The organism is Mycolicibacterium iranicum, assembly GCF_014190915.1.
GTDB classification, from domain to species: Bacteria; Actinomycetota; Actinomycetes; order Mycobacteriales; family Mycobacteriaceae; genus Mycobacterium; species Mycobacterium iranicum_B.
Genome location: NZ_JACHVU010000002.1, coordinates 666,295 through 690,291, shown reverse-complemented (window position 1 = coordinate 690,291; position 23,997 = coordinate 666,295). Strand labels below are relative to the sequence as shown.

Here is a 23,997-nt window from a genome sequence, read left to right as displayed (position 1 = left end):
GTTCGCCGTATGGCAGTCGAGCGCCTCCTTCCCACTGACGATGCCCGCGACCTGGTGGAACTCGCGCGCCAGATCGCCGACAAGGTCCTCGACCCGATCGTCGACCAGCACGAGAAGAACGAGACCTACCCCGACGGGGTCTTCGCGACGCTCGGCGACGCGGGGCTGCTCAGCCTGCCGTATCCCGAGGAGTGGGGCGGCGGCGGGCAGCCGTATGAGGTGTACCTGCAGGTGCTGGAGGAACTGGCCGCACGCTGGGCCGCGGTCGCCGTGGCGGTCAGCGTGCACAGCCTGTCCTGTCATCCGCTGATGAGCTTCGGTACCGACGAGCAACGCCGGCGTTGGCTGCCCGACATGCTCGGCGGGTCCACGATCGGGGCGTACAGCCTGTCGGAACCCCAGGCCGGGTCGGACGCCGCGGCGTTGTCGTGCAGGGCGACCCCGTCGGACGGCGGCTATCGCGTCACCGGCTCCAAGGCGTGGATCACCCACGGCGGTGTCGCCGACTTCTACAACCTCTTCGCCCGCACCGGTGACGGATCGCAGGGCATCACCTGTTTCCTGGTGCCGAAAGACCTGGACGGCCTGACGTTCGGCAAGCCCGAGGAGAAGATGGGCCTGCACGCCGTACCGACCACCGCCGCGCACTACGACGACGCGTTCCTCGACGCCGACCGACGGATCGGCGCCGAGGGCCAGGGTCTGCAGATCGCCTTCAGCGCACTCGATTCGGGACGGCTGGGCATCGCGGCTGTGGCCGTCGGGATCGCGCAGGCCGCACTCGATGCCGCGGTGGACTACAGCCAGGAGCGAACCACGTTCGGCCGCAAGATCATCGACCATCAGGGGCTGGCGTTCCTGCTCGCCGACATGGCGGCCGCCGTCGATTCCGCGCGGGCCACCTATCTCGACGCGGCGCGCCGCCGGGATGCCGGGCTCCCCTATTCACGGCACGCCTCGGTCGCCAAACTCGTGGCCACGGACGCGGCGATGAAGGTGACCACCGACGCCGTCCAGGTGCTCGGCGGCGCCGGATACACCCGCGACTACCGGGTGGAGCGGTACATGCGGGAAGCCAAGATCACGCAGATCTTCGAGGGCACCAACCAGATTCAGCGGCTGGTCATCAGCCGGCATCTGTCCCGCGGCTGACCGTGTCGCAGACCGGAGACTCCTCGACGGGCCTGCGGGCGGCGGCCAGTTCGCCCAGCAGCGCCACCACCACTCCGAAGGCGAAGTACAACGGCACGAGGAACGGACCGACGCCGAACAGCCCGTCGGACCCCGGGTTGTAGGCGAACACGCCGCTGTGGACCAGGCCGATCTCCACTGCCGGGCCCACCACCGCGATGAGCGCGCCGCACACTGCGCCGGCTCCGTCCCCGAGCACGCACCACGTGATCACCGCGCACACGACCAGCAGCGCCGTGGCGGGCACGACGGGGGTGCCGTGCAGCAGCGCCGTCAGAACGTACATGCCGACGACGATGGCGACACCGGCCACGGCCTGCCTGGCGGTGACGCCCGTGCGCGGCACCGGCAGACGCAGCCGTAGCTCGGCCAGCGACACCGTCGCCCCGCCGACGAGCAGCGGGAACCAGAACGGGCTGCTCCACACGAACGGCACGGACTCCGTGTAGTACACCGTGGTGCCGGTTGCGACGTGGCTGTGATCGCCGACCAGCGCGGCAGCCCCACCCAGGACGAACAGCACCAACATCTCCGGTATCCGCAGCCTCACGCCGCGTCACGCTACTCCGGCGGCTCGCCGACCTGCGGCACTTCGTCCGCCGCGATCTCGCACGGGGTCTGCTCCCCCGCCACCGGTTCGGCGGGTGGTTCTGCGGGCGGCAGCGGCTCGGCCGGCGGTGGGGGCGGCGGTGGCGTCGGTGCGGCCTGGGCGGCGTGCGCGTCGGCGGCGGGTTCGCACGGCGTCTCCTCTGCGAGCACGACCTCCTCGGCGGGCTCCTCGTCGGGTGCCTCGTCCTCCTCCGGCGGGTCGTCTGCCTCGGGCTCCTCTTCCTCGGGCCCGGGCTCCTCTTCGGGCTCGGGCTCTGCGAGCTCGACCGGTTCCTCGAGCTCCGGTGGCGCGGGGAGTTCCGGTGCCGAACCGCCGAGCAGCCCGCCGAGGGTGTCGGCGAACTGCTGACCGAGACCCGACAGCCCACCCCCGAGATCGGGCATTGCCCCGCCCATCGCTCCCATTCCGGGCATCGGCGGGGCGGCGGGCGCGGTCGGGAGCGGGGCTTCGGCCTGTGCAACCGGCGCGGGTGCGGGCGGGGCGGGTGGGGGCGGGGCTTCGGCCGGTGCAACCGACACGGGTGCGGGCGGGGCGGGTGGCGGGGCCCACGCGGACGGCGCCGTGGCCGCAGGCGGGGCCGGCGCAGGGCAGGGCGCGGACCCGCCGCGGGGTTCGTCGCGGGATTCGTCACGGGATTCGGGGCCGCAGTCCCGCCCGGCAGGCGGCGTCCATGCAGGGCCGAGGTCTCCGGGCACGGCGAAGACCGGTGACCGCTCGGCCCGCATCTCGGCGACCGCCCGCTCATAGGACGCCGTCACGTCGGCCGCCGCCCGACGCATCGCCGACAGCCAGTCCACGCCGATCGCGTTCTCCACGAACGGTTTCACGGCTCGGTCGACGGTCTCACTGGCCGTGGCGCGGTCACCCGCGCCCGTGGTCACGGCGGCGGCGGCGGCCGTCCACTCCGTGCGGGACGCGGCGGTGCGGCCCTCGATGTCGACCACGGCATCCGACTTCGTGGACACTGCCCGCCACAGGTTCTCGCGCAGCGTTGCCAGCGCCTCTGCCGCGGTGCGGACGGCGGCCGCGACAGCGGCCGAGGACTCGCCGTGCCGCGTCAGGAAAAGACGCGCGGCCTCACCGCCTGCCCCACTCCACGCATCGGAGAGCTGTGCCACCTGGCGCTCCTGCACGACGAGAGCCTCCTGGGTGGAGCGTGCCGCACTCTGCAGCGAGTCGCAATCACGTTGCAGCGCCACGAGATCCATACCCTGCTCCGTGCCGTACCAGTCCAGCAGCTGGGCGGGGTGCAATGTCAGGTCGGGGTGGTGGTAGCCGAGCTGCCGGCAGGCATGCACGTAGGTCTGCAGCACCTCGACTGCGGGCTGCCCCTGCGCAAGCCGGTCTGCGACATCAAAATTCTCCGGCATGGGCGGCTATCCCACCCGCCTCGCCGCGTCGGCGTCGGCCTCGGCATAGCGGTCGGCCGACGCCGTCAGCGCCATGGCGATCTCCGAGGAGGCACGCGACCATTCGCGAAGCGACACCGCCAGGTCCGACAGGGCCGCGCGCAGTGCGTCACCGTGACGTGCGTAGGCACGGCCCGCCGATGCGGCCCCGAAGCCCAAGCCTGCCAACTGGTTTCGTACCGCGTCGGCGACAATGGACCCCGCCGTCACATAGTTCTGCGCGACCACGCGCACTGCAGCGGTGTCGACACGAGCCGCTCCTGGCGTTCCCATATGAGATAGGACGCACCGGCGCGCCGTGCGGTTCCCGCCGGATCAGCTCTCGGCGCTGACCGACTCCGCGACCCGCACCGCCATCTGCCGCGCGGTGTCCTCGTCGGCGGCCTCCACCATGACGCGGACGACCTGTTCGGTTCCGGAGGGGCGCAACAGGATTCGCCCGGTGTCACCCAGCTCTTCCTCGACCTGGGCCACCGCGTCACGCACCGACGGCGCATCGGCCACCGTCGACTTGTCCGCGACCTCGACGTTGATGAGCACCTGGGGCAGGGTCTGCATCGGCTGCGCGAGGGCGGCCAGGCTGCGGCCCGTCTGGGCCATGCGCGCCATCAGACGCAGCCCCGTGACGATGCCGTCGCCCGTGGTCCCGAAGTTCGGGAGGACGATGTGCCCGGACTGTTCGCCGCCGAGCGAGAAGTTGCCCTGCCGCAGTTCCTCCAGGACGTACCGGTCGCCGACGCCGGTGGTGCGCACGTCGATGCCGGACGCCCGCATCGCCAGGTGCAGACCCATGTTGCTCATCACCGTGGCCACGAGTGTGTCGGCGGCCAACTCGCCGGACTCCTGCATCGCCAGCGCGAGCACGACCATGATCGCGTCGCCGTCGATGACGCGGCCGTGCCCGTCGACGGCCAGGCACCGGTCGGCGTCGCCGTCGTGGGCCAGACCCAGATCGGCGCCGTAGGAGACGACGGCGGCGCGCAGCGATTCCATGTGCGTGGAGCCGCAGCCGTCGTTGATGTTCAGGCCGTCGGGTTCGGCATGGATCGGGATGACGTTAGCCCCCGCTGCCCGATACGCGAGCGGACCCGCTACCGAGGCGGCCCCGTGGGCACAGTCCACGACGACGGTCAGCGCGTCGAGCCGCGTGGACGCGGCCTTGCCGACGTGCCGCAGGTAGCGGTCCAGCGCGTCCTCGGCGTCCACGACGCGGCCGATGCCGGCGCCGGTCGGACGGGCACCGGGACCCTGGTGCACCAGTTCCTCGATGCGGTCCTCGGTGTCGTCGTCGAGCTTGTGCCCGCCGGGGCCGAAGATCTTGATGCCGTTGTCGGGCATCGGGTTGTGGGAGGCCGAGATCATCACGCCGAAGTCGGCGTCGTAGGCCGCGGTCAGATAGGCGACGGCCGGGGTCGGCAGGATCCCGACGCGCAGGGTGTCGAAGCCCTCGCTGGCGATCCCCGCGATCACGGCTGCTTCCAGCATCTCGCCGCTGGCGCGAGGGTCGCGTCCCACCACGGCGACCCGCCGTCGCGCCCCGCCGGGTCTGGCGAGCCTGCGGGCCGCAGCGGCGCCCAGGGCCATCGCCAGTTCGGGGGACAGTTCCTGATTGGCGACTCCGCGCACGCCGTCGGTGCCGAACAGTCGAGCCATCGTGACAACCTCTCACACGTGAGGGCCCGCGAGCCAATTGTGCCCCGCGTCATTATCGCCCTTGTCGAGCCGGAAACGGCTCACCGCCCGCCCCCCGGCGTGGGGTGCGGGCGGTGAGGAGGCGTGAGTCAGCCCTCGTCGCTGGGCAGCGGCACCTCGCCGCCGTCCGCGGAACCGGTGCCCTCAGGGGCGCCCAGTCCGTCACCGGTGCCGGTCTCGGCCTCGGCGCTGCCGGTGTCGGCGGCCGGGGCCTCGTCGGCAGCCGCCGGCGCGGCGGGGGCAGGCGCGCTCACCGACGCGTTCTGGACCACGAGGTCACCACCGGGCAGGCCGGCGCACACCGTCTGCTGGGTGCCGTCGCCGTCGACCTGGGTCGCCAGCGCGGTCACGTCAGCCGGATCCGCGCCGCACAGTGCGCTCGCCGCGGTCGCGACGGTGTCGGCGGTCACGCCTTGCAGCAGTGTCACGTCGCCGACGGAAAGATTCACGAGACCATCCGGAGCGGGAGCGTCTGCAGGCTGGGCCTGCGCCATTCCGAGTCCGGCGGTGAAGAGCAGCGATCCACCGAGGACAGCACCCGCTGCGGCGTTCTTGACGAAGCTCATCAATCACTCCTTTGCTTCTTCCGAAGCCATGAGGCGGGAACCTCCCGCCGACGCGCTCGGCGTCCTGGCTTCGGTATCGAGCGTCACGCACCCCGCGGGGCGACTTCAACTCCGCCGTCGCCGTGCAGGCCCGATAGGAAGAAGTCACTAAGTAACTCCTCAGCCGTCTTCGCTGGGCACACGCCGGACGGGTTTTCCTGAAAAGCACGGTGTGTGACGGGCCACAGTGGCGACGACAGGCGGGCCGAGCCCGGAAACGACAGACGCCCGGCCGCTCGCGATGCGAGCAGACCGGGCGCCGTGCCGTGCTGAGATCAGCGCTTGCTGTACTGAGGCGCCTTGCGCGCCTTCTTCAGGCCGTACTTCTTGCGCTCGATGGCGCGCGGGTCACGCGTGAGGAACCCGGCGCGCTTGAGTGCGGGCCGGTCCTCCGGCTGCACCAGGATCAACGCGCGGGCGATGGCCAGGCGCAGCGCGCCGGCCTGACCCGAGGGTCCGCCACCGTCGAGGTGGGCGAAGATGTCGAACTGCTCGAGCCGATCGACGGTCACCAGCGGGGCCTTGATGAGCTGCTGGTGCACCTTGTTCGGGAAGTAGTTCTCCAGCGTGCGGCCGTCCAGGTTGAACTGACCGGTGCCCGGCACGAGGCGGACGCGGACGACGGCTTCCTTGCGGCGGCCGACGGTCTGGATGGGACGGTCGATGAAGACCGGCTCGCGCGGGGCGGCCTCGGCCTCGCCGTAGGTCCCGGCATCCTGGGCGTCGGCCGACTCGGCGGTCTCGACGACCTCGGCCCCGGCCTCCGGGGTTTCGGTGAAATCGGTTTCGGTCACTGGGCCACCTGCTTGATCTCGAACGGAATCGGCTGCTGCGCGGCATGCGGATGATCGGGGCCCGCATAGACCTTCAGCTTCTTCTGGACCTGGCGCGACAGCTTGGTGTGCGGGAGCATGCCGACGATCGCGTTCTCGACGACGCGGGTCGGGTGCTTGCCCAGGAGCTCACCCATCGAACGCCTACGCAGGCCGCCGGGGTACCCCGAGTGGCGGTAGGCGAACTTCTTGGTGAGCTTGTCGCCGCTGAGGGCGATCTTCTCGGCATTGATGACGATGACGAAGTCACCGCCGTCGACGTTGGGTGTGAACGTCGGCTTGTGCTTGCCGCGCAGCAGCTTCGCTGCCTCGACGGCGAGCCGGCCGAGCACAACGTCGGTGGCGTCGATGACGTACCACGAACGCGTGGTGTCACCCGCCTTCGGCGTGTACGTAGACACAGCGCTACCTACCTTCTCTGGAGGTCTGGACCTCGATGTGGGATCCCGGGTGGCCCGGGTGCCGGTCTGGCCTGCGCTGAAACTTCTGCCTCGGCGACCGGCGGGGACCCGAGGTTCCGGCACGCCAGCGCACGCCAACGAGGCAGCCTACCCGGGCACATCCGCGCAGGTCAAAACGCGGACAACTGCGCCCACCGGGCCAGCAACCCGGGGTCGCCCGAGGCGGCCACCGCGGCGTGCACGGTCGAGGTCGATTCGACACGCAGCCGGGTCACCCCCGGCGCTGTGGAGTTCGGCAGCAGCGGGCCCGGGTAGCGATCGAGCGCGACCTTCACATCGCCGTCCGCCACCGCCGCCAGCACGTCGTCCAGGTCGGTGGTCACGGTGTCGAGGAGGCGGTACGGCTTGGACCCGAGGAACTGCGCGCCGATCGCGCGCCGCAGCCGTGACATCTCCGCCCGCACCGACACCACGTCCAGATCGTCGCTGTCCAGCAGGACCGCGAGGTGGTCGGCACTGAGTCCCTCCGGGTGCCGCGTGAGCAGGACGAGGATGTCGGCGTGCCGCGGCGCCAGGGTGGTCGTGCGCGGCGCGCCGGTCTCGTCGCGCGCCGACCAGGTCGCACGCTCGCCACCCAGCACCGTCAGCCGGGCACCCGCGGGCACCGCCGGCGGTTCGGCCGTCCTGTCGGTCAGCCGCTGGACCGCGAGGTACTTGCCCACCGCCAGCGCGGTGGCCCGGACGAGCGCCAAGGTCTGCGGCGTCGCGGCGGACGAATGTCCGGTCAGGTCGATCGCGCCCAGGACGACCCCCGTCGTCGGGTCGTGTACCGGGACGGCGGTGCAACTCCACGGCTGCGCCACCCGGGAGAAGTGCTCCCACCCCCGGATCTGCACCTCGCGCCCGAGGACCAGCGCGGTGCCGGGGGCGTTGGTGCCGGTGCTGCGCTCGCTCCAGTCCGCGCCGGGAAGGAAGTTCATGGCCTCGCCCTTGCGGCGGGCACGGCGGTCCCCCTCGACGAACAGCAGCGTGCCACGAACGTCGGTGACCGCCACCATGCACCCGGAATCGACGGCGTGGTCGACGAGCAGCCGCCGGATCATCGGCATCGCGAGGGTCAGCGGGTTGTCCCGGCGCAAACTCTCCAGCACCGTGTCGGTCGCCGAGCGCGGTCCCTGCCGGTCGGGGTCGACACCCCGGCCGAGGCTGCGCCGCCAACTCTCGGCGATCACGTCCGGCAGCGGCATGTTGACCAGCTCGGCCGGGTCCACCTCGCCCGCGACCACGAGTTCATGCAGCGCCCGGACGTGCTTCTGCGGCACGCGGCTGCGCGAACCGTCATCGAAGAACTGGTGAAGCAGCGGTGACTCCTTCCGCAACGCCTACTCACCACAGACGGTAATCGATCCGCTCAGATCCGCAGCGGGATGCCGATGACGATCCGTGCCGCGTTGTGCCCGGCCGTGCGCGCGAACACCGATGTCGCGGCCCCCTCGGACGCCAACCCACCCACCGGCTCGGGCAGCAACCCGTGGGCGACACTGACCCGCCCCGCGGCGTCGATGCCGACGCCCACGTCGAGCGAGGACCGGCGCGCCGCTTCGAGGGCCAGCGCGTCGGCACCGCCGGTCTCCCGTGGGCGGGCGACGACGTACGGCACACCTTCCTCCTCGATGCCGGCGAGGACCTCGCGTTCGAGGTCGCCGGCCACCGAGCTCATCACCTGGATCGCGGGTGGCTCCGGCTGCCCGCCCTCAAGCACGGCGGGCACCGTCGGTGGCGTAGGCCTGGACGAGGCCGGAGGCCACGGCGTTGCGCGGACCCTCGGTGCCGCGCACGTTGCCGGTACCGCAGACGATCCCGTAGGGCGCCACGGCGTCGGCGATGAGCTCGGGGATCTCGAAATCCAGGGCGCACCCGCCGAGCAGCACCACGAACCCGATCCGGCGCAGATCGGCCGCCGGCGCGATGCGACGCAGGGCGCGCAGCGCGTTGACGACGAACACCCGCTGTTTGGCGGTGCGGCGAACCTCGCGAATCCGGTCGAGCGAGTGCCGGGTCGGGATCGGGTTCATCGCGGGCCCGGAATCGGTGCCGTGGTGGCTCAGGGTCACCACGCGGGCGAACGCGGTGGCGGGCAACGGCTTGTCGAAGAACTGCGCGGTGCCGTTCTCCAGGCGGATGTGGAAGAAGCTCTCCGCCTTGCCCAGCGGGCAGCGCTTGATCTCCTCGGCGAGTTCCAGGTTGTCCAGCCCGAGTTCGGTGTCGATGAGCTTGGTCACCAGATCGCCCGCCCCGGCCAGGTGCACCGCGTCGATCACGCCGTCACGCCCGATCACCGCCGCGTCGGTGGACCCGCCGCCCATGTCCAGGACGACGAGCGGACGGTCGGTGCCCGGTGTCGTCAGCGCGCCGCGCACCGCCATCTCGGCCTCGACACCGCCGACGAGTGCGCTGACCCGCTCCGCGCCGCCGCTCCTGAGCCGCTCGGCGATCGCATCGGCGACCGCCTGCATGCCGCTCTCCCTCGTGCGCACCATCGCCGCGAGGGCGACGGCGTTCTCCAGGGCGACCTCTCCGGCCACGCCACCGCGCACCTCCTGCGGTACCAGCGTGTCGATCGCGAGCAGGTCGGTGATCTTGACATCACCGAGATCGTGTCGGGACAGGTCGGCCATGCTCTGCCGGACGTTGGCGATCATGCCGCCGGCGTTCGTGCCGGACTCCCCGGCCACGTCGGTGAGCGGTCCGACGCGTTCCACCTCGGCCATGATGTCGGCCGCACCTCGCGAAACATCGATCGAGGCAACCCGATGGGGGCCGACGAGGTCCAGCGACCCGGCCGGGATGGCGCGGTCCTCGACATCGCCGGAGGGGGTCCGCACCACGACGGCCGAGCGGTTGCCGGTCAGCGCCCGCGCCACCGGAGACACCACCCGGGTCTGATCGGCGTCCAGGCCGAAGATCGTGGCCAGACCGTAGGCGTTGGACAGCGTGCGGATGGACTGCCCGGGTGCGGCCACCTCCACGGCGGCAAGCATCCCGACGGGGACGGCGTCGACACGCGACACCTCGTCGATGATCGGGATCCGTCTGCTCAACCGGTTGGCCACCAGAACGGCGTCGTCGTTGCCCAGGATCGCCGCGACGACCTCGACGCCCGCCGCCACGGCCTCTTCGATCCCGGCGGCGGCGACCTCGAAGTCGATTCCCCTGGGCACCAACGCGATCACGGGCTCACCCCCCGTGGTCTCCGAAAGCTCGGCGAACTCCACGATGACGCCGACACCGAGACCGCGTCCGCCGGGGGTGCGCGGGTCGTGTCCGATCATCGTCGACTCGGTGATGATGGTCTCGGTGATCGTCTCCATCGCCAGACCGCTGATGACCGGCGTGGCCTCGTTCAGCAGCACCACATCGAGGCCACCGAGCGTCACCCCGGCGTCGTGGGCGGCCCACGTCACCGCCTTGAGCACCCCGTCGACGTTCTTGACGGTGCCCTTGACGCCGGTGGTGTAGGTCAGTGCGACGCCGATGTAGTCGACCGTGCCGTCGTCGCCGACACGCGCGACGCTGGCCTCCGTCGTCGAGTTGCCGATGTCGACCCCGACGACGACAGCCCCCTGCCCTGCCCGCATGTGCGTCAGGAGAACGCGGCCGCGACCTCGACCGGCTTGGCCCCCTTGACGATCTGCTCGGTCTCCTTCAGGTGCAGCAGCGCCGCCTTGGCCTGCCACCGGGGCCGCGCCATCTGGTCGTTGAGGGTCGGAACAGGCTGCGGCGACTCGCCTTTGGCGTACTGAGCGGCGTTGGATCCGATGCTGCGGTAGGTCTCCAACGTCAGCAGCGGGCACTGCGGGAACAGCTCCAGGCTCGACAGCCGGGGTAGGTCACGCTGGTGGATCATCGACGTCCCGCGGGACAGGATGCCGATGCCGATCCCGGAACCCGAGAGCTTGGCCGCCGTGTGCGCGATCACCGCGAGGTCCGAACTGTGCCGCACCCGCACGATGCGGGCCGCCACCTCCTGTTCCTCGATACCGGCCAGGATCTGCCGCAGCACCTCGCCGTGGGACACGTTCACGATGGTCTGGCTGAAGAAGTCGGCGAACGCCGGTGACACCCCGATCACGACTTCGTCGGATCGCGAACCCCGTTCGGCGGGGCCGACTTCGGAGAACGTGACCGAACGCTGCTTCTCGGACTCGACGGTCGCCACGATCACTGCACCTCTTCTTCCGGATTGGCCGCGCTGGTCACATGGCGCAGCCGTTTCATCTCTTCCCAGCGCTGACCCGAGGGCCGGTAACCCGTGCCGGGACCCAGATAGTCGTTGTCGTCGTTGATGGCCGACAGCGGGGTGAAGTCCGGGGTCATGATCGCCGAGGTCTGGAGCATGTCGCCCGAGACACGCTGGCGCAGCACCGACAGCAGGTTGGCCGCCATGTCGGAGAAGCCGGTGGCATCGAGCGCCTTCACCAGGTCTAGACCCGTGATCCCGCGATCCATGACCTGCTGGGCGCCCTTGAGGTCCTCAAGGACGTCGCGCGGGATGAGGTCCTGAGAACCGTTGGCGTACACCGCGGCGTCGATCTCGGCGTCGGTGATCGCCGGCAGGTCCAGGTAGGCGAACACCGCCTGCAGGGCCTTGGCGGCGCGTGTCCGCACGGCGAGGATCTCCGACTCGCGGACGTGCCGGAGTCCGCCGTCGATCTGCAGATCACGCTGGATGGTGTTGAAGTCGTCGAAGTCGTCGCTGTCGACGTTGGAGCCGGCGAACATGTTGTCGTAGTTGGGTGTCGCCGAGTACCCCGAACAGACGAAGTCCGTACCGGGCATCATCTGCGGCATCAGTCGCGCGGTGCGCCGCATGGGTGAGTGTGAGAACGACTGGTCGTTACCGGAGGCGCATTCGAGGTCGAGCGCCGAGGCGATCATGTTCTCCGCCGCGACGGCACGGATGCCGGCCGGCACCGCTCCCGGCACGCCGATGCACGAGATGGATCCGTTCTGCAGCCCCTGGACACCCGCGCCCTTGGTGACCATGATGCAGCGGATCTCCAGGTACAGCATGGACTTTCCCTGCGCGTTGCCCATCTGGACCTCCGAACCGGTCCCGGAGGTGAACCGCATCTTGATGCCGCGGGACGCGTAGGCCGCCGCCAGGAACGCTTTCGACCAGGGGGTGTCGTCGCCGTCGACGAAGACCGGTTCGGTGCCGTACACCGAGATCGTCTCGGCGTAGCCGGTGATGCCCCGCATACCGAGCTCGAGCTCGGTGGCCTCCTCCAGCGCGCACTGCGTCATCGGCCCGCCTGGGTTGACCTGACCGCCGATCTGCAGTGCCATCGCCACCAGGGGCGCATACCGCACCACACCCAGGGTCGTCTCGACCTCGGCGAAGCCGCGGATCGCAGCCTCGGCGGCATCGCACACCACCTGCAGCGGATTGTCGCGGGCGCTGGTGCAGTGCGCCTGGTTGGCGGGGGTGCGCCGGGCCCGCATCTTCTGCATGCCCATCATGATCTCGACGATGTTCATCGTCTTGGCGACCTCGAGCAGCTTCGCTGCGGTCAGGCCCCGGGTGACCGAGATGACCTCGGCGCGAGACACATTGGGGTCGACGAGCATGCGCGCGATCTGCACGGCCGGGATGGCCATGGATGCTTCGGTGGTCTGGATGTCGATCGCCTTGTCGGCGATGAACTGGTCGATGAAGTCGAAGTCGGCGCGGGCCACCCCGTCCATCTCGACGATCACGCCGTCCTGTACCCGGACGCTGGGCCTGGGGTCGAACTCGCTGTCCAGGGCGACCATGCCCACCTCGGGCCATTCCTCGACGAACCCGTCGAGGTTGACCGGGCGGGCCTCAAGGGCCTCGGTGCGCAGGGACCTGCGGGAGTTCTCCACCGAGGACCGCTGGGGAGCTTCTGCGGCAGTCATACCCGTCTCCTATTCGCTCGTGGCCAGGATGTCGCGGCGCTCGTAGACGTCGGCAGCCTCGCGCACCAGGTCGGCCAGGAGCTCGGCCTGGTACTGCGACGAGAGCTCTTCGGCGATCGCCTCCAGCTCCTCCTTCGTCGACGCGTTGGGACGCAACGCGTTGTAGATCTGCAGCACCCGCTCGTCGGAGATCTTCGTCATTTCCGCGGCCCTACGCAGGTTCGCGCCCAGCTGCACGCGGCCGGACTTCTCGGAGATCTGCGCCTGCAGCCGCAGGGTGTCCGGGCTGATCCGGAGGTCGGCGGCCTCGATGTCACCGGCCACGACGGCCGAGATCGTGATGGCGTCGATCGGTTTACCGGTCGGCGTGTGCAGCAGGTCGCTGCGGTTCACGCTCAGCGGATAGTCCACCGCAGGATCGAGGTTCGGTTCTTGCATGGACCCAGTGTGGCTCCGGTCACGTTGCACCGACGTTGCAGTTTTCGTCTAACGTTCTGCACCCATGGAGGGCCGCCCGTTTCCCGAGCGTGTCGCGCGGCTGGGCGAGTACTTCTCGCCGGCCGAGCCCGTGGGCTGCGGGTGGCGGCCGCTCACGGAGCTGCTCGACGACGACGCGCTGGCCGACGTCGCCGAGGCGACCCGGTGTGCGATGGCCGGCTACGCGGGGACCGCGGTGGCCGACGTCCCGGCGCGGGTGGCCACCTCCTCGCTGCAGCTGTCGATCGCCTCCCGGCTGCTCTCTCCACTCGTCGGCTGCTTCGCCACGGGGGCCGGGGTGCCGCTGCTGACGGCTGACGTCCTGCGGTGGCGCCGGGTGGCCCACACCGTGCATTTCGCTGTCGATGCCGGCGACTGGGCCGACACCCTGGACAGCGCTGTCGCGGCGGAGGCCATCGACGTCTCGCTGCTGTCGACCGTGCTGGAGCCCCTTATCGACAAGCTTCATTCGGCCACGGCGCTCTCGCGCACGGTGATGTGGGGCAACGTGATCTCCGCCGCCCACGGCGCCGTCACCGTGATGGGTCTGGCCGATACCGGATTGGTCCCTGCAGGAACAGATCTGGTCCGGTCCATGGCGCTGCGTCCACGCTTGCGCGGCACGGCGACGATGTCCGCGTCGGGCTTCCGGCGCCGCACCTGCTGCCTGTTCTATCTCGCTCCGAACGGCGGTCTTTGCGGGGACTGCGTGCTCCACGACGCGCCCGGGTCACACTGAACAGCCGGGGTGGAATCCGTCTCATTGCAACGTCGATGCAACGCGGGGGTGGCTAGCATTCGGCCCGCCGACCGACCGACGGAGTCAGATCATGAGCCTGTCCCCTCCGGGATATGCAGCGCAAGCCGAACTCGATCGCCACCCACGATCTCACGCGGGTGGCAAGATCGCCTCTCCCAGAGTCGGTTTGGCCGGTGTCCGGCGACGTCGCACCGCGGTGGTGATGGACGACGAACTGCTGCGCCACGGTGTCGTGCACATGATGGCGCGAACCGATGCGGTGCAACTCGTCGCCGACATGCGACCGGGGCCTGATGCCCTGGCCCGACTGCGCCACCTGCGGCCCGAACTGCTGGTGCTCGGCGCCGAGGACGGCATGCGCCTGCCCGACCTGCTCGCCGAACTGCACCCCCGCCCGAGTGTGATCGTGGTCGTCGACACCCAGGATCCGCGAGTCGATCCGGTGGCCCTGATCCGCGCCGGCGCCGACGGCCTCATCGACCGGCGGTCCCCATCCGGGGAACTGCTCGTCACGATGCTGCGGGTGGCGGGCGGCCATTCCGCCCTCGACTCCGCGAGCACCGACGCCGTCATCGCGGGCCTGCGCGCCGCCGACCCTCGACCCGACCCCGCGGACATGCCGGCCCTGACGCGGCGTGAGCACGAGGTCCTGCGGCATGTGACCGACGGGCAGGACAACCGGACCATCGCGCGCACCCTGTTCATCAGCGAGGCGACGGTGAAGTTCCACCTGCACAACATCATGGCCAAGTTCGGGGTGCACAAACGTGCGGCGCTGGTGGCGACGGCATTGCGCGGCAACTGGAGCGGCACCCCGTGATGAGGGTGGCTGTCGCCGGCGCATCCCCGCAGGCCGTCGAGATGACGGCCTCGCTGGTGGAGGCCGGTGCCGTCGTGACATGGCATCGCCGCGACCTCTCCGAGAGCGACATCGACGCGGCCGCAATGGTCTTCGCCTACACCGGCGACCCGGCCCAGAACAGACTGATCCGCAAACTCGCGCACTGCCGGCGTCGGCCCTGCGTCGTCGAACCCGGCGAACCCGACGCCGCAGCGGGCACCCCCGCGGCCGGCAGGGTCGTCCTCGTCGGCGGCGGACCGGGCGACCCCGGCCTGCTGACCGTCGCGGGGCGCGAGGCGCTGGCCGCCGCCGACGTCATCGTCACCGACCGGTTGGCGCCGGTCGCCCTCCTGACCACCGTCGCACCGCGCGCCACCGTCATCGACGTCTCGAAGATCCCCGGTGGCCCCCGCACCGAACAGCACGTGATCAACGACCTGCTCGTCGCACACGCCGCCGCCGGGCGCACCGTCGTCCGCTTCAAGGGTGGCGACGGCTTCGTGTTCGGCAGGGGCGGTGAGGAAGTCGAGCACTGCGTGGGCGCAGGCATACCCGTCGAGGTCATCCCGGGTGTCAGCTCGTCGATCGCCGCACCGGCCGCCGCGGGAATCCCGGTGACGCACCGCGGTCTCACCCAGGGCTTCACGGTGGTCACGGGGCATGTGCCGCCCGGTCACCCGGAATCGGCCATCGACTACGCCGCGCTCGCGCGTGCCAACACCACGCTGGTGCTGATGATGGCCGTGGCCAACCTGGGGGCGATCTCGTCCGCCCTGATCGCCGCCGGCATGGATCCCACCACGCCGGCCGCCGTCGTCGCCGACGGCTGCCTGCCCTCGCAACGCGCCGTCCGCGGGACCGTCGCCACCATCGCCGCTGCGGCGCGCGCGGCCGGGATCCGCCCGCCCGCAACGACGGTCATCGGCGCCGTGGTGGGATTCGCGCCCGGTCAGCTCAGCGCGCCGGCGAGCAGTGCGGCCAGCGCCGCACCGGCGAGCGGACCCGCGACCGGCACCCAGGAGTAGGACCACAGCGCGTCACCTTTGCCCTTGATCGGCAGCAGCGCGTAGGCGATTCGCGGTCCGAGATCACGGGCCGGGTTGATCGCGTAGCCGGTGGGTCCCCCCAGCCCGAAGCCGATCGCCATGATCACGAAGGTGACCCCGGCGTAGCCCAGCGTGGTGTTCACCTCCGGGTTCGTGAGCACCCACAGGATGAGCACGAACGTGGCGATCACCTCGGTGGCGAGGTTCCACCCGGTGCCCTTGATCGCCGGCGCCGTGCAGAAGATGCCCCTGGTGCCGGAGTTGTCCTCGTTCTGGTCGAACTGGAGCTTGAAGACCACCCACGCCAGCGCGGCGCCGACGATCGCACCGAGCAGCTGGCCCGCCCAGTAGAACGGCACACTCCCCCACGGCACCCCACCGCTGATCGCGACGGCCAGGGTGACGGCCGGATTGATGTGCGCCCCTGAGGGACTGGCGATGCTTGCGGCGGTGAACACGCCGAATCCCCAGCCCAGCACGATGACCAGCCAGTTGCCTCCGCCCCCGTGCGAGAACGAATTCGGCAGGACCACCGCCGCCACCGAACCGCTGCCGATGAGGATGAGCACCGCGGTGCCCAGGAACTCCCACATGAAGATATCGGTGTACGACACGGGTTCAGTGTTCTCGCCGATCAGACGAAATTGGTTGTGCGCTAATATCTCCCAATCTGTTACCGACCTGCATACTGGGCGTTCGGATAGGTTGTGGTCGTTGTCACCCAGGGAATACCATTGGCAGATGACCTCTTTGCCGCTGACCAAGGCCCAGAACATCATCGCCGCTGCGATCGCGAAGGCGGAGGAGATCGGTCAGCCGATGAACATCGCGGTGGTCGACGACGGCGGGCACCTCATCGCATTCGCACGGATGGACGGTGCGATCAAGGCCAGCATCGACATCTCGACGCGCAAGGCCCGCACGTCGATCCTGATGAACGCGCCGACCGCCGCGCTCTCCGACCTGGTTCAACCGGGCGCGGAACTGTATGGCCTCGAACAGCTTTCCGGCGGCCTCGTGATCTTCGGAGGGGGCATCCCACTGGAGGTCGACGGCGCCGTCGTCGGTGCGATCGGGGTGAGCGCGGGAAGCGTGGCCCAGGACGTCGCCGTCGCCGAAGCCGGCGTCGCCGCGCTCTGAGCCCCCGCTACTCGACGTCCACCCAGTCCAGGGTTCGCTGCACCGCCTTCTGCCAACCGGCGTAACCCTGGGCCCGTTGCTCCTCGCTCCAGTCCGGAGACCACCGCTTGTCTTCCTGCCAGTTGGCGCGCAGCTCGTCGGCGTCCTTCCAGAAACCGACGGCCAACCCCGCCGCGTAGGCTGCGCCCAACGCAGTCGTCTCTGCGACAACGGGTTTGACGACATCGACACCGATGACATCGGCCTGGATCTGCATGCACAGCTCGTTGGCGGTGATGCCGCCGTCGACTTTGAGCACCTCCAGGTGAACGCCGCTGTCCGCCTCCATCGCGTCGACCACATCGCGGGTCTGGTAGCAGATGGATTCCAGCGTCGCCCGGGCCAGGTGCGCGTTGGTGTTGTACCGGGAGAGCCCGACGATCGCGCCGCGGGCATCCGAACGCCAGTACGGCGCGAACAGCCCGGAGAACGCGGGCACGAAGTAGACCCCACCGTTGTCGTCGACCTGCCGGGCCAGCGCCTCGCTCTGCGCGGCGCCGCTGATGATGCCGAGCTGGTCGCGTAGCCACTGGACGGCCGAACCGGTCACCGCGATCGAACCCTCCAGGGCATACACCGGTTTGGCGTCGCCGAAGCGGTAGCAGACCGTGGTGAGCAGGCCGTGTTCGGAACGTACGATCTTCTCACCGGTGTTGAGCAGCAGAAAGTTTCCGGTCCCGTAGGTGTTCTTGGCCTCGCCGGCCGACAGACACACCTGACCGACCATCGCGGCCTGTTGATCGCCGAGGATGCCCGTCAGCGGAATCTCGGCGCCCAACGGGCCGTCCTTCAGTGTCGCACCGTAGGCGTCAGGTGCCGACGACGACGCGATGGTGGGCAGCATCTGGCGCGGAATCCCGAAGAACGACAGCAGCTCGTCGTCCCAGTCCAGGGTCTCCAGGTCCATCAGCATGGTGCGGCTGGCATTGGTGACGTCGGTGACGTGCACGCCGCCGCGCGGCCCGCCGGTCAGGTTCCACAGCACCCAGGTGTCACACGTGCCGAAGATCGCGTCGCCGCGCTCGGCGGCCTCGCGAACCCCGTCGACGTTCTCCAGGATCCACTGCACCTTGCCGGCCGAGAAGTAGGTCGCCGGTGGCAATCCCGCCTTCTGCCGGATGACGTCGCCGCGGCCGTCGCGGTCGAGCGCCGAGGCGATGCGGTCGGTGCGGGTGTCCTGCCAGACGATGGCGTTGTAGTACGGGCGCCCGGTACGGCGGTCCCACACCAGGGCGGTTTCACGCTGATTGGTGATGCCGAGGGCCACGATGTCGTCCGCCGACAGCTTGCCCTTGTTCAGCGCGGTCTGCAGCACCGACCCGGTGCGCTCCCAGATCTCGACCGGATTGTGTTCCACCCAACCGGCTTTCGGCAGGATCTGCTCGTGCTCGAGCTGATGGCGTGCCACCTCGCGACCGGAGTGGTCGAACACCATGGCTCGGGTGCTGGTCGTGCCCTGGTCGATCGCCGCAACGAAATCGCCCACGTATCTACTCCTTTGGTGTCACACGAAGAGACGAACTCGCACGGACCGGGAGGAGTCCGTGCGAGTCCGAGTCTGCTGGTCGATCAGTGCCTGTCGTTTCCTCGCGCAAGCGCTCGTCAGTGCCTGTCGTTTCCTCGCGCAAGCGCTCGTCAGTGCCTGTCGTTTCCTCGCGCAAGCGCTCGTCAGAAAAAGCCCTGCGCCTGATCGCTGTAGCTCACCAACAGATTCTTCGTCTGCTGGTAGTGGTCGAGCATCATCTTGTGGTTCTCGCGGCCGATGCCGGACTGCTTGTAACCACCGAACGCGGCATGCGCCGGGTACTGGTGGTAGCAGTTCGTCCACACCCGCCCGGCCTTGATGTCGCGACCGGCGCGGTAGGCGGTGTTGCCGTTGCGGCTCCACACACCGGCGCCCAGACCGTAGAGCGTGTCGTTGGCGATCGAGATGGCGTCGTCGTAGTCGGTGAAGGACGTGACCGCCACGACGGGTCCGAAGATCTCCTCCTGGAACACGCGCATCTTGTTGTTGCCGGTGAAGATCGTCGGCGCGACGTAGTAGCCGCCGTTGAGGTCGCCGCCGAGCTGCGCACGCTCGCCGCCGGTGACGACCTGTGCGCCCTCGCTCTTGCCGATCTCGATGTAGGACAGGATCTTCTCGAGCTGGTCGTTGGATGCCTGCGCACCGATCATCGTCTCGGTGTCGAGCGGATCCCCCTGCCGCACAGCCTTGGTGCGGATCGCCGCCAGCGCCAGGAACTCGTCGTAGATGTCGGCCTGGACCAGCGAGCGCGACGGGCACGTGCACACCTCGCCCTGGTTCAGCGCGAACATCGTGAAGCCTTCGAGGGCCTTGTCCTGGTAGTTGTCGTTGGCGGCGAGCACGTCGTTGAAGAAGATGTTCGGGCTCTTGCCGCCGAGCTCCAGGGTCACCGGGATCAGGTTCTGCGAGGCGTACTGCATGATCAGACGGCCGGTGGTCGTCTCGCCGGTGAACGCGATCTTGGCGATGCGGTTGCTCGATGCGAGCGGTTTGCCCGCCTCGACACCGAAGCCGTTGACCACGTTGACCACACCGGCGGGCAGTAGATCGCCGATGACCTCCATCAAGTAGAGGATCGACACGGGGGTCTGCTCAGCAGGCTTGAGCACCACGGCGTTTCCGGCGGCCAGCGCGGGCGCCAGCTTCCAGACGGCCATCAGGATCGGGAAGTTCCACGGGATGATCTGGCCGACGACGCCGAGCGGCTCGTGGAAGTGGTAGGCGACGGTGTCGTCATCGATCTCCGACAGCGAGCCCTCCTGGGCGCGGATCGCGCCGGCGAAATAGCGGAAGTGGTCCACCGCCAGCGGGATGTCGGCGTTCAGCGTCTCGCGGATCGGCTTGCCGTTGTCCCAGGACTCGGCCAGCGCGATGGACTCGAGGTTCTCCTCGATGCGGTCGGCGATCTTGTTGAGGATCACAGCGCGCTCGGCGGCCGAGGTCTTGCCCCAGGCGGGCGCGGCGGCGTGGGCGGCGTCCAGAGCCTTGTCGATGTCGCTCTCGTCGGAGCGGGCCACCTCGGTGAACGGCTGGCCGGTCACGGGCGTGGGGTTCTCGAAGTAGCGGCCGGCGTTCGGCGCGACCCATTCACCGCCGATGAAGTTGTCGTAGCGGGGCTTGAAGGACATCAGGGAGCCGTCAGCCCCGGGGCGGGCGTACACAGTCATGTGGGGAGTCTCCTGCTCGTGTGGTGTGCGTCACTGAACTTACGCGCGGGACCGTTGCACCACGGTTGCATCGTCGGGAAGACTTCTGCCCATCGACCAGCCCCGCCGCCGACCCCGCCAGCAGCGCTCCCGTGAGACGGTGAACACGCTGGTGGAAGCCGCCGCCCAGGTGTTCTCGCGGGAGGGGATCGCGGCGACGACCAACCGCATCGCCGAACGCGCCGGCCTGTCGATCGGTACCCTCTACCAGTACTTTCCCGACAAGCTGGCGCTGTTGCACGCTGTCGCGGAGCGCCATGTCCGCGACGCCGACCGGCACCTCACCGAGGTCTTCGCCGAGCTGCGGGACACCGCCCCACCGTTCGACGCGACGATGCGTGCGGTGCTCGACGCGCTGCTCACCCTGCACGGCGACCAGCCGCGGCTGCACGCCCTGCTGCACCGGATGGTGCCCGCCGATGCGGATCGGCTGGAGGCGCTGCGCGGCTTCGAGGACCGGATCTGTGACGAAGTGGCGTTTCACCTGAAGCGGTGCGACCGCGGCGGTGAGGATGTCGAGCTGACGGCGCAGACGCTCGTGCACACCGTCGACGCGCAGCTGCACCGGGTGATGACCCGCCGGGGCTTCGACGTGGACGCCCTGATGGTCACGATCGACCGGCTTGCTCCGCCACCCGGGTGAGCACACCGCGCAGCGCCGTGCGTAGCTGGGTCAGTCCGGGCTCCTCGACCGGGAAGTGCCCGCAATCTTCGAGCATGACGAGCTGTGTGGGCGCCGAAACACGTTGGAGGAAGCGCACGCTCAGTGCGGGTGGTGTCCAGGTGTCGGCCGCCGGCGCGACGAGGGTGACGGGAGCGGCGAGGAACGATTCCGGTGCGGTGTGGCGGTAGTTCATCCAGCTCGACAGGAAGCCCAGCGGAACGCTGACACCGCCACCGCGCGGGTCGGAGGCGCACAGCTGCGACAACCGCCGGTCGGTGCTCATCTCGCCCATGTCGGCCGCCCAGCGGATCGGCAACCGCACCCGGCCCAGGACCGGTTCGGTGGCGCGCAGCAGCGCCGGCGCCGGGCGACCCAGCCACGGGAAGCGGGTGGCGGCGGCGCGGGCGGCCGGGTCGGCCATGTCGAGCAGGCACGTCGCGACCACCGCCTCGACCCCGCCGCGGGCCGTGACCTCGTAGGCGAGCATGCCGCCCATGCTGGCCCCGAACAGCACCAGGGGGCGCGGGTCGGTGGCGCGTTCCGCGGCGACGAGATCGCAGAGCAACTCCACCCAGTCGTCGTAGCGGACCTGCGACGGGTGCGGCTCGACGGTGTCGCCGTACAGCGGCAGGTCGGGGGCGAGGACGTCGACGGCGCGACCCAGGGCGGACGCCGAGACGGGCCAGAGCGCGCCACTGTAGCCACCGCCACCGTGGATCACCATCACACGCACCGGGGCGTCCGGGACGGCCGAGCGGGCGATGTGCACGCTGCGGCCCCGCCATGGCCACCAGGTGCTCACCGGGGAGGTGACACCGCAGGCGTAGGCGCCGGGCAGGAACTGCGCATAGGTTCGGATGTCCATGCAGTGATCATCGAATTGCGATGCCCACGTTGACAACTCGCGTTCTGCGCGGCTCTGAGCTGGGCTGTTGGTGCTCTGCTCAGGTTTTCAGCCGAGTTCGTAGTCCAGGCCGGCCAGATGGCCGCGGGCCTGCGCCCGTGCGACCGGGGTGAGACCGGCGCTGTCGCGCAGCGCCTGCCATCCGTCACGGTCGTCGCGGCCCTCGGGGAGGTCGAGCCAGCGGCGCAGCAGGTCGGTGCGGCCCTGCTTGCTCTCGGCCAGCACCGCGTCGCGCAACGTGGTCGACAGCTGGGTGCGCAGCCGCGCGATCGCGGGCGACACCGACTGTGTCAGCAGCGGCCCGGCGTACCGGTTCAGCGCGGCGTCGACGTCGCCGGCGTCGAGGGCCTCGAACACCTCGGCGACGTCGCTGGTGATGGTGGTCAGCAGACGGTAGGGCCGGGATCCGAGGTTCTCGGCGCCGATCACCTTGCGCAGGCGCGACATCTCGGCACGCACGGTCACGACGTCGAGGTCCTTGTCGTCGAGCAGCACGGCGAGATGATCGGCCGAGAGCCCTTCGGGATGGCGGCTGAGCAACACCAGGATGTCGGCGTGCCGGCCGGTCAGGTGGGTGGCCTGAAGGTGCCCGTACCCGTCGGTGGTGACCCAGCGGGGCCGGTCACCGCCGAGCACGACGAGGTGCGGCTTGCGCGCGGCGGGCTCGGCGCCGATGCCGGCGACACGTAGTAGGGCGAGGTGGTTCTCGACGGCGACCGCGGTGGCGCGCACGAGTGCGAGCGTCTGCGACGTCGCGACCTGGGTGCCGCCGGTCAGGTCGATCGCACCGAGCAGGGCACCCGTGGCGGGGTCGTGGACGGGTGCGGCGGTGCAGCTCCACGGCTGGACCACCCGGGAGAAGTGTTCGGAGCCATGGATCTGCAGTTCGCGGTCCAAGGCCAGCGCGGTGCCAGGGGCGTTGGTGCCCGCGCTGCGCTCGCTCCAGTCGGCGCCCGGTACGAAGTTCATCGCCTCGGCCTTGCGGCAGGCGGTCGGGTCTCCTTCGACCCAGAGCAGCGTGCCGTCGGCGGCGCTGACCGCCACGACAACGCCCGAGTCGATCGCGTCGTCGACCAGGAGCCTGCGGATCACCGGCAGCGCCGGTGCGAGTGGATGCGTCTCGCGGAGCCGCTCGATGGCCGTCACCGCGGCCCGGGCGCCGTCGAGGTCGGGATCCACGCCGACGGCGAGGCTGCGCTGCCAGCTCTGCGCGACCACCGGCCGCACCTCGGTGGAGTTCAGGTAGGTCGCGTCGACTTCGCCGGCGATGAACAGCTCGTGGACGGCGCGCAGTTGCGACGGCGACGGGCGGGTCGCCACCCGTCCGGCCGCCACCCGTTCTGCCGATGTCTTTCCGGCCGATGTCTTCGAACCTGCCACCCGGCGTTCCTTTGTGTCCGCCATCACACTTGCTGCCACCCTAGCCGAATACCGAGGTGGCGTGCCGAGAGTACTGTGCGGCCCCCGCTCGGCTCCCCTCCTCGCGGGGGCCGCACAGACTCGGGACGGGGCGGTCAGGCGCCCCAGGCGTTGGCGGCTCTGCGGTCGGTGGCCGCGACGTCGTCGGAGCCGTCCCGAACCGCGTTGCCGAGACTGACGAGTATCTCGTTGAGTGCTGCCGCGGACTGTTCCCAGCGGGCCTGCTCGATGCGGTAGGCCTCCGCGGCGTCGCGGGTCCATGTCGCCTGCAGCGGGGCGATCTGCGCGCGCAGATCCTCCAGCGCCGCATTGAACCTGTTCGAGGTGGACTGGATCTCCTGGCGGACCGTGTACTCGATCTCGCCGAAGTCATAGGACAGCGTGTCGGTCATCGCGAGGCCCCTACAGGTTCGCCGCGACGGAGTCGATGCGCTGCGAATGCCCCTCGGCGACCTCCCGCAGCACCCGCTCGTTGTCGCGGATCGTGTCGGCGATGCGCGACAGTGCGGCATGCAGCTTCAGCGATTCGGTGTTCCAGCGCTCCACCACCTCGCGGAAGCGTACGGCGGCGACACCACCCCACACCGACGGTGGCACGTTGCTCATCGCGCCGATGAACGACTGCAGCATCGCCCTGACCTCGTCGTTGCGGTGGTCTGTCCTGCCGGCCACCGACACCATGAGGTCGAAGTCGGTGGCCAGTGCCGGACCGGGGGTCGGCGGTGGTGGCATGAGCGGGTCCTTCCTGAAGTTCACGGTTTCTGCGGTGTGTCTGTTCATAGGACGCACCGG

Annotated in this window: 26 protein-coding genes; 6 read left to right on the top strand and 20 right to left on the bottom strand. The window is 69.8% G+C overall.

What is annotated here, in order from left to right; all coding sequences use genetic code 11:
• The first annotated feature begins 9 nt into the window (after positions 1–9).
• A complete protein-coding gene (locus FHR72_RS07070) occupies positions 10–1,152 on the top strand; it encodes an acyl-CoA dehydrogenase family protein (protein WP_183467197.1) in 1,143 nt (380 codons plus the stop codon).
• On the opposite strand, the gene FHR72_RS07065 is transcribed toward FHR72_RS07070, so the two are convergent.
• The 13 genes from FHR72_RS07065 to FHR72_RS07005 form a co-directional block, all read right to left on the bottom strand.
• Positions 1,127–1,741, bottom strand: a complete 615-nt coding sequence (locus FHR72_RS07065) for a diacylglycerol-binding protein (protein ID WP_183467196.1) — start codon at positions 1,739–1,741, stop codon at positions 1,127–1,129. The two genes, FHR72_RS07070 and FHR72_RS07065, sit on opposite strands and share 26 nt — an antisense overlap.
• Positions 1,742–1,752: 11 nt before the next feature.
• Entirely contained in the window at positions 1,753–3,171 is a 1,419-nt protein-coding gene (locus tag FHR72_RS07060; RefSeq protein WP_183467195.1) for a hypothetical protein, read from the bottom strand.
• A gap of 6 nt (positions 3,172–3,177) precedes the next feature.
• On the bottom strand, positions 3,178–3,483 hold the full coding sequence (locus FHR72_RS07055) for a type VII secretion target (protein WP_183467194.1): 306 nt from the start codon (positions 3,481–3,483) through the stop codon (positions 3,178–3,180).
• A 42-nt stretch (positions 3,484–3,525) separates the two neighbouring features.
• Positions 3,526–4,863 carry a phosphoglucosamine mutase gene (gene glmM / locus FHR72_RS07050; protein ID WP_183467193.1) on the bottom strand — a complete coding sequence of 446 codons (1,338 nt, stop codon included), beginning with the start codon at positions 4,861–4,863 and terminating at the stop codon, positions 3,526–3,528.
• A gap of 128 nt (positions 4,864–4,991) precedes the next feature.
• Positions 4,992–5,468: a hypothetical protein gene (locus FHR72_RS07045; RefSeq protein WP_183467192.1), complete on the bottom strand. Its 477-nt coding sequence runs from the start codon at positions 5,466–5,468 to the stop codon at positions 4,992–4,994.
• A 314-nt stretch (positions 5,469–5,782) separates the two neighbouring features.
• On the bottom strand, positions 5,783–6,301 hold the full coding sequence (gene rpsI, locus FHR72_RS07040; protein ID WP_311736078.1) for a 30S ribosomal protein S9: 519 nt from the start codon (positions 6,299–6,301) through the stop codon (positions 5,783–5,785).
• On the bottom strand, positions 6,298–6,741 hold the full coding sequence (gene rplM, locus FHR72_RS07035) for a 50S ribosomal protein L13 (RefSeq protein ID WP_183467191.1): 444 nt from the start codon (positions 6,739–6,741) through the stop codon (positions 6,298–6,300). The genes rpsI and rplM overlap by 4 nt, the downstream gene beginning before the upstream one ends.
• Positions 6,742–6,911: 170 nt before the next feature.
• Positions 6,912–8,063, bottom strand: a complete 1,152-nt coding sequence (locus tag FHR72_RS07030; protein WP_311736077.1) for a helix-turn-helix domain-containing protein — start codon at positions 8,061–8,063, stop codon at positions 6,912–6,914.
• 89 nt (positions 8,064–8,152) lie between these two features.
• Positions 8,153–8,512 carry a glycerol dehydratase reactivase beta/small subunit family protein gene (locus FHR72_RS07025; RefSeq protein WP_311736076.1) on the bottom strand — a complete coding sequence of 120 codons (360 nt, stop codon included), beginning with the start codon at positions 8,510–8,512 and terminating at the stop codon, positions 8,153–8,155.
• Entirely contained in the window at positions 8,496–10,379 is a 1,884-nt protein-coding gene (locus FHR72_RS07020) for a diol dehydratase reactivase subunit alpha (RefSeq protein WP_183467190.1), read from the bottom strand. The genes FHR72_RS07025 and FHR72_RS07020 overlap by 17 nt, the downstream gene beginning before the upstream one ends.
• 5 nt (positions 10,380–10,384) lie before the next feature.
• Positions 10,385–10,960: a propanediol/glycerol family dehydratase medium subunit gene (locus tag FHR72_RS07015; protein WP_311736075.1), complete on the bottom strand. Its 576-nt coding sequence runs from the start codon at positions 10,958–10,960 to the stop codon at positions 10,385–10,387.
• Positions 10,961–10,962: 2 nt separating this feature from the next.
• On the bottom strand, positions 10,963–12,684 hold the full coding sequence (locus FHR72_RS07010; protein ID WP_183467188.1) for a propanediol/glycerol family dehydratase large subunit: 1,722 nt from the start codon (positions 12,682–12,684) through the stop codon (positions 10,963–10,965).
• 9 nt (positions 12,685–12,693) lie between these two features.
• Positions 12,694–13,122: a diol dehydratase small subunit gene (locus FHR72_RS07005; protein ID WP_183467187.1), complete on the bottom strand. Its 429-nt coding sequence runs from the start codon at positions 13,120–13,122 to the stop codon at positions 12,694–12,696.
• A 64-nt stretch (positions 13,123–13,186) separates the two neighbouring features.
• Here FHR72_RS07005 and FHR72_RS07000 point away from each other — a divergent pair, with 64 nt between their 5' ends.
• The 3 genes from FHR72_RS07000 (at position 13,187) to cobA (ending at position 15,787) form a co-directional block, all read left to right on the top strand.
• Entirely contained in the window at positions 13,187–13,900 is a 714-nt protein-coding gene (locus FHR72_RS07000) for a (2Fe-2S)-binding protein (RefSeq protein WP_183467186.1), read from the top strand.
• A gap of 91 nt (positions 13,901–13,991) precedes the next feature.
• Complete coding sequence (locus FHR72_RS06995; protein WP_183467185.1) at positions 13,992–14,741, top strand: LuxR C-terminal-related transcriptional regulator; 750 nt, start codon at positions 13,992–13,994, stop codon at positions 14,739–14,741.
• A complete protein-coding gene (gene cobA / locus FHR72_RS06990; RefSeq protein WP_183467184.1) occupies positions 14,741–15,787 on the top strand; it encodes a uroporphyrinogen-III C-methyltransferase in 1,047 nt (348 codons plus the stop codon). Before FHR72_RS06995 ends, cobA begins: the two co-directional genes overlap by 1 nt.
• Here cobA and FHR72_RS06985 read toward each other — a convergent pair.
• Positions 15,712–16,422: an MIP/aquaporin family protein gene (locus tag FHR72_RS06985; protein ID WP_183467183.1), complete on the bottom strand. Its 711-nt coding sequence runs from the start codon at positions 16,420–16,422 to the stop codon at positions 15,712–15,714. The two genes, cobA and FHR72_RS06985, sit on opposite strands and share 76 nt — an antisense overlap.
• A gap of 127 nt (positions 16,423–16,549) precedes the next feature.
• Here FHR72_RS06985 and FHR72_RS06980 point away from each other — a divergent pair, with 127 nt between their 5' ends.
• On the top strand, positions 16,550–16,948 hold the full coding sequence (locus FHR72_RS06980; protein ID WP_183467182.1) for a GlcG/HbpS family heme-binding protein: 399 nt from the start codon (positions 16,550–16,552) through the stop codon (positions 16,946–16,948).
• 7 nt (positions 16,949–16,955) lie between these two features.
• Here FHR72_RS06980 and glpK read toward each other — a convergent pair whose 3' ends face one another.
• Together glpK and adh are read right to left on the bottom strand one after the other, a co-directional pair.
• Positions 16,956–18,473, bottom strand: a complete 1,518-nt coding sequence (gene glpK, locus FHR72_RS06975; RefSeq protein ID WP_183467181.1) for a glycerol kinase GlpK — start codon at positions 18,471–18,473, stop codon at positions 16,956–16,958.
• 182 nt (positions 18,474–18,655) lie between these two features.
• Positions 18,656–20,179, bottom strand: coding sequence for an aldehyde dehydrogenase (adh, locus tag FHR72_RS06970; protein ID WP_183467180.1), 1,524 nt, complete (start codon positions 20,177–20,179; stop codon positions 18,656–18,658).
• Between the two features lie 139 nt (positions 20,180–20,318).
• Between adh and FHR72_RS06965 the strand changes: the two genes are divergently transcribed.
• A complete protein-coding gene (locus FHR72_RS06965; RefSeq protein ID WP_183467179.1) occupies positions 20,319–20,861 on the top strand; it encodes a TetR/AcrR family transcriptional regulator in 543 nt (180 codons plus the stop codon).
• On the opposite strand, the gene FHR72_RS06960 is transcribed toward FHR72_RS06965, so the two are convergent.
• The 4 genes from FHR72_RS06960 to FHR72_RS06945 form a co-directional block, all read right to left on the bottom strand.
• Positions 20,827–21,747: an alpha/beta hydrolase gene (locus FHR72_RS06960; RefSeq protein ID WP_183467178.1), complete on the bottom strand. Its 921-nt coding sequence runs from the start codon at positions 21,745–21,747 to the stop codon at positions 20,827–20,829. The two genes, FHR72_RS06965 and FHR72_RS06960, sit on opposite strands and share 35 nt — an antisense overlap.
• Before the next feature lie 87 nt (positions 21,748–21,834).
• Entirely contained in the window at positions 21,835–23,190 is a 1,356-nt protein-coding gene (locus FHR72_RS06955; RefSeq protein WP_183467177.1) for a helix-turn-helix domain-containing protein, read from the bottom strand.
• A 110-nt stretch (positions 23,191–23,300) separates the two neighbouring features.
• Positions 23,301–23,597 (bottom strand): WXG100 family type VII secretion target, encoded by a 297-nt coding sequence (locus tag FHR72_RS06950; protein WP_183467176.1) that lies wholly within the window; start codon positions 23,595–23,597, stop codon positions 23,301–23,303.
• Between the two features lie 10 nt (positions 23,598–23,607).
• Entirely contained in the window at positions 23,608–23,937 is a 330-nt protein-coding gene (locus tag FHR72_RS06945; protein ID WP_183467175.1) for a WXG100 family type VII secretion target, read from the bottom strand.
• Between the last annotated feature and the right edge of the window lie 60 nt (positions 23,938–23,997).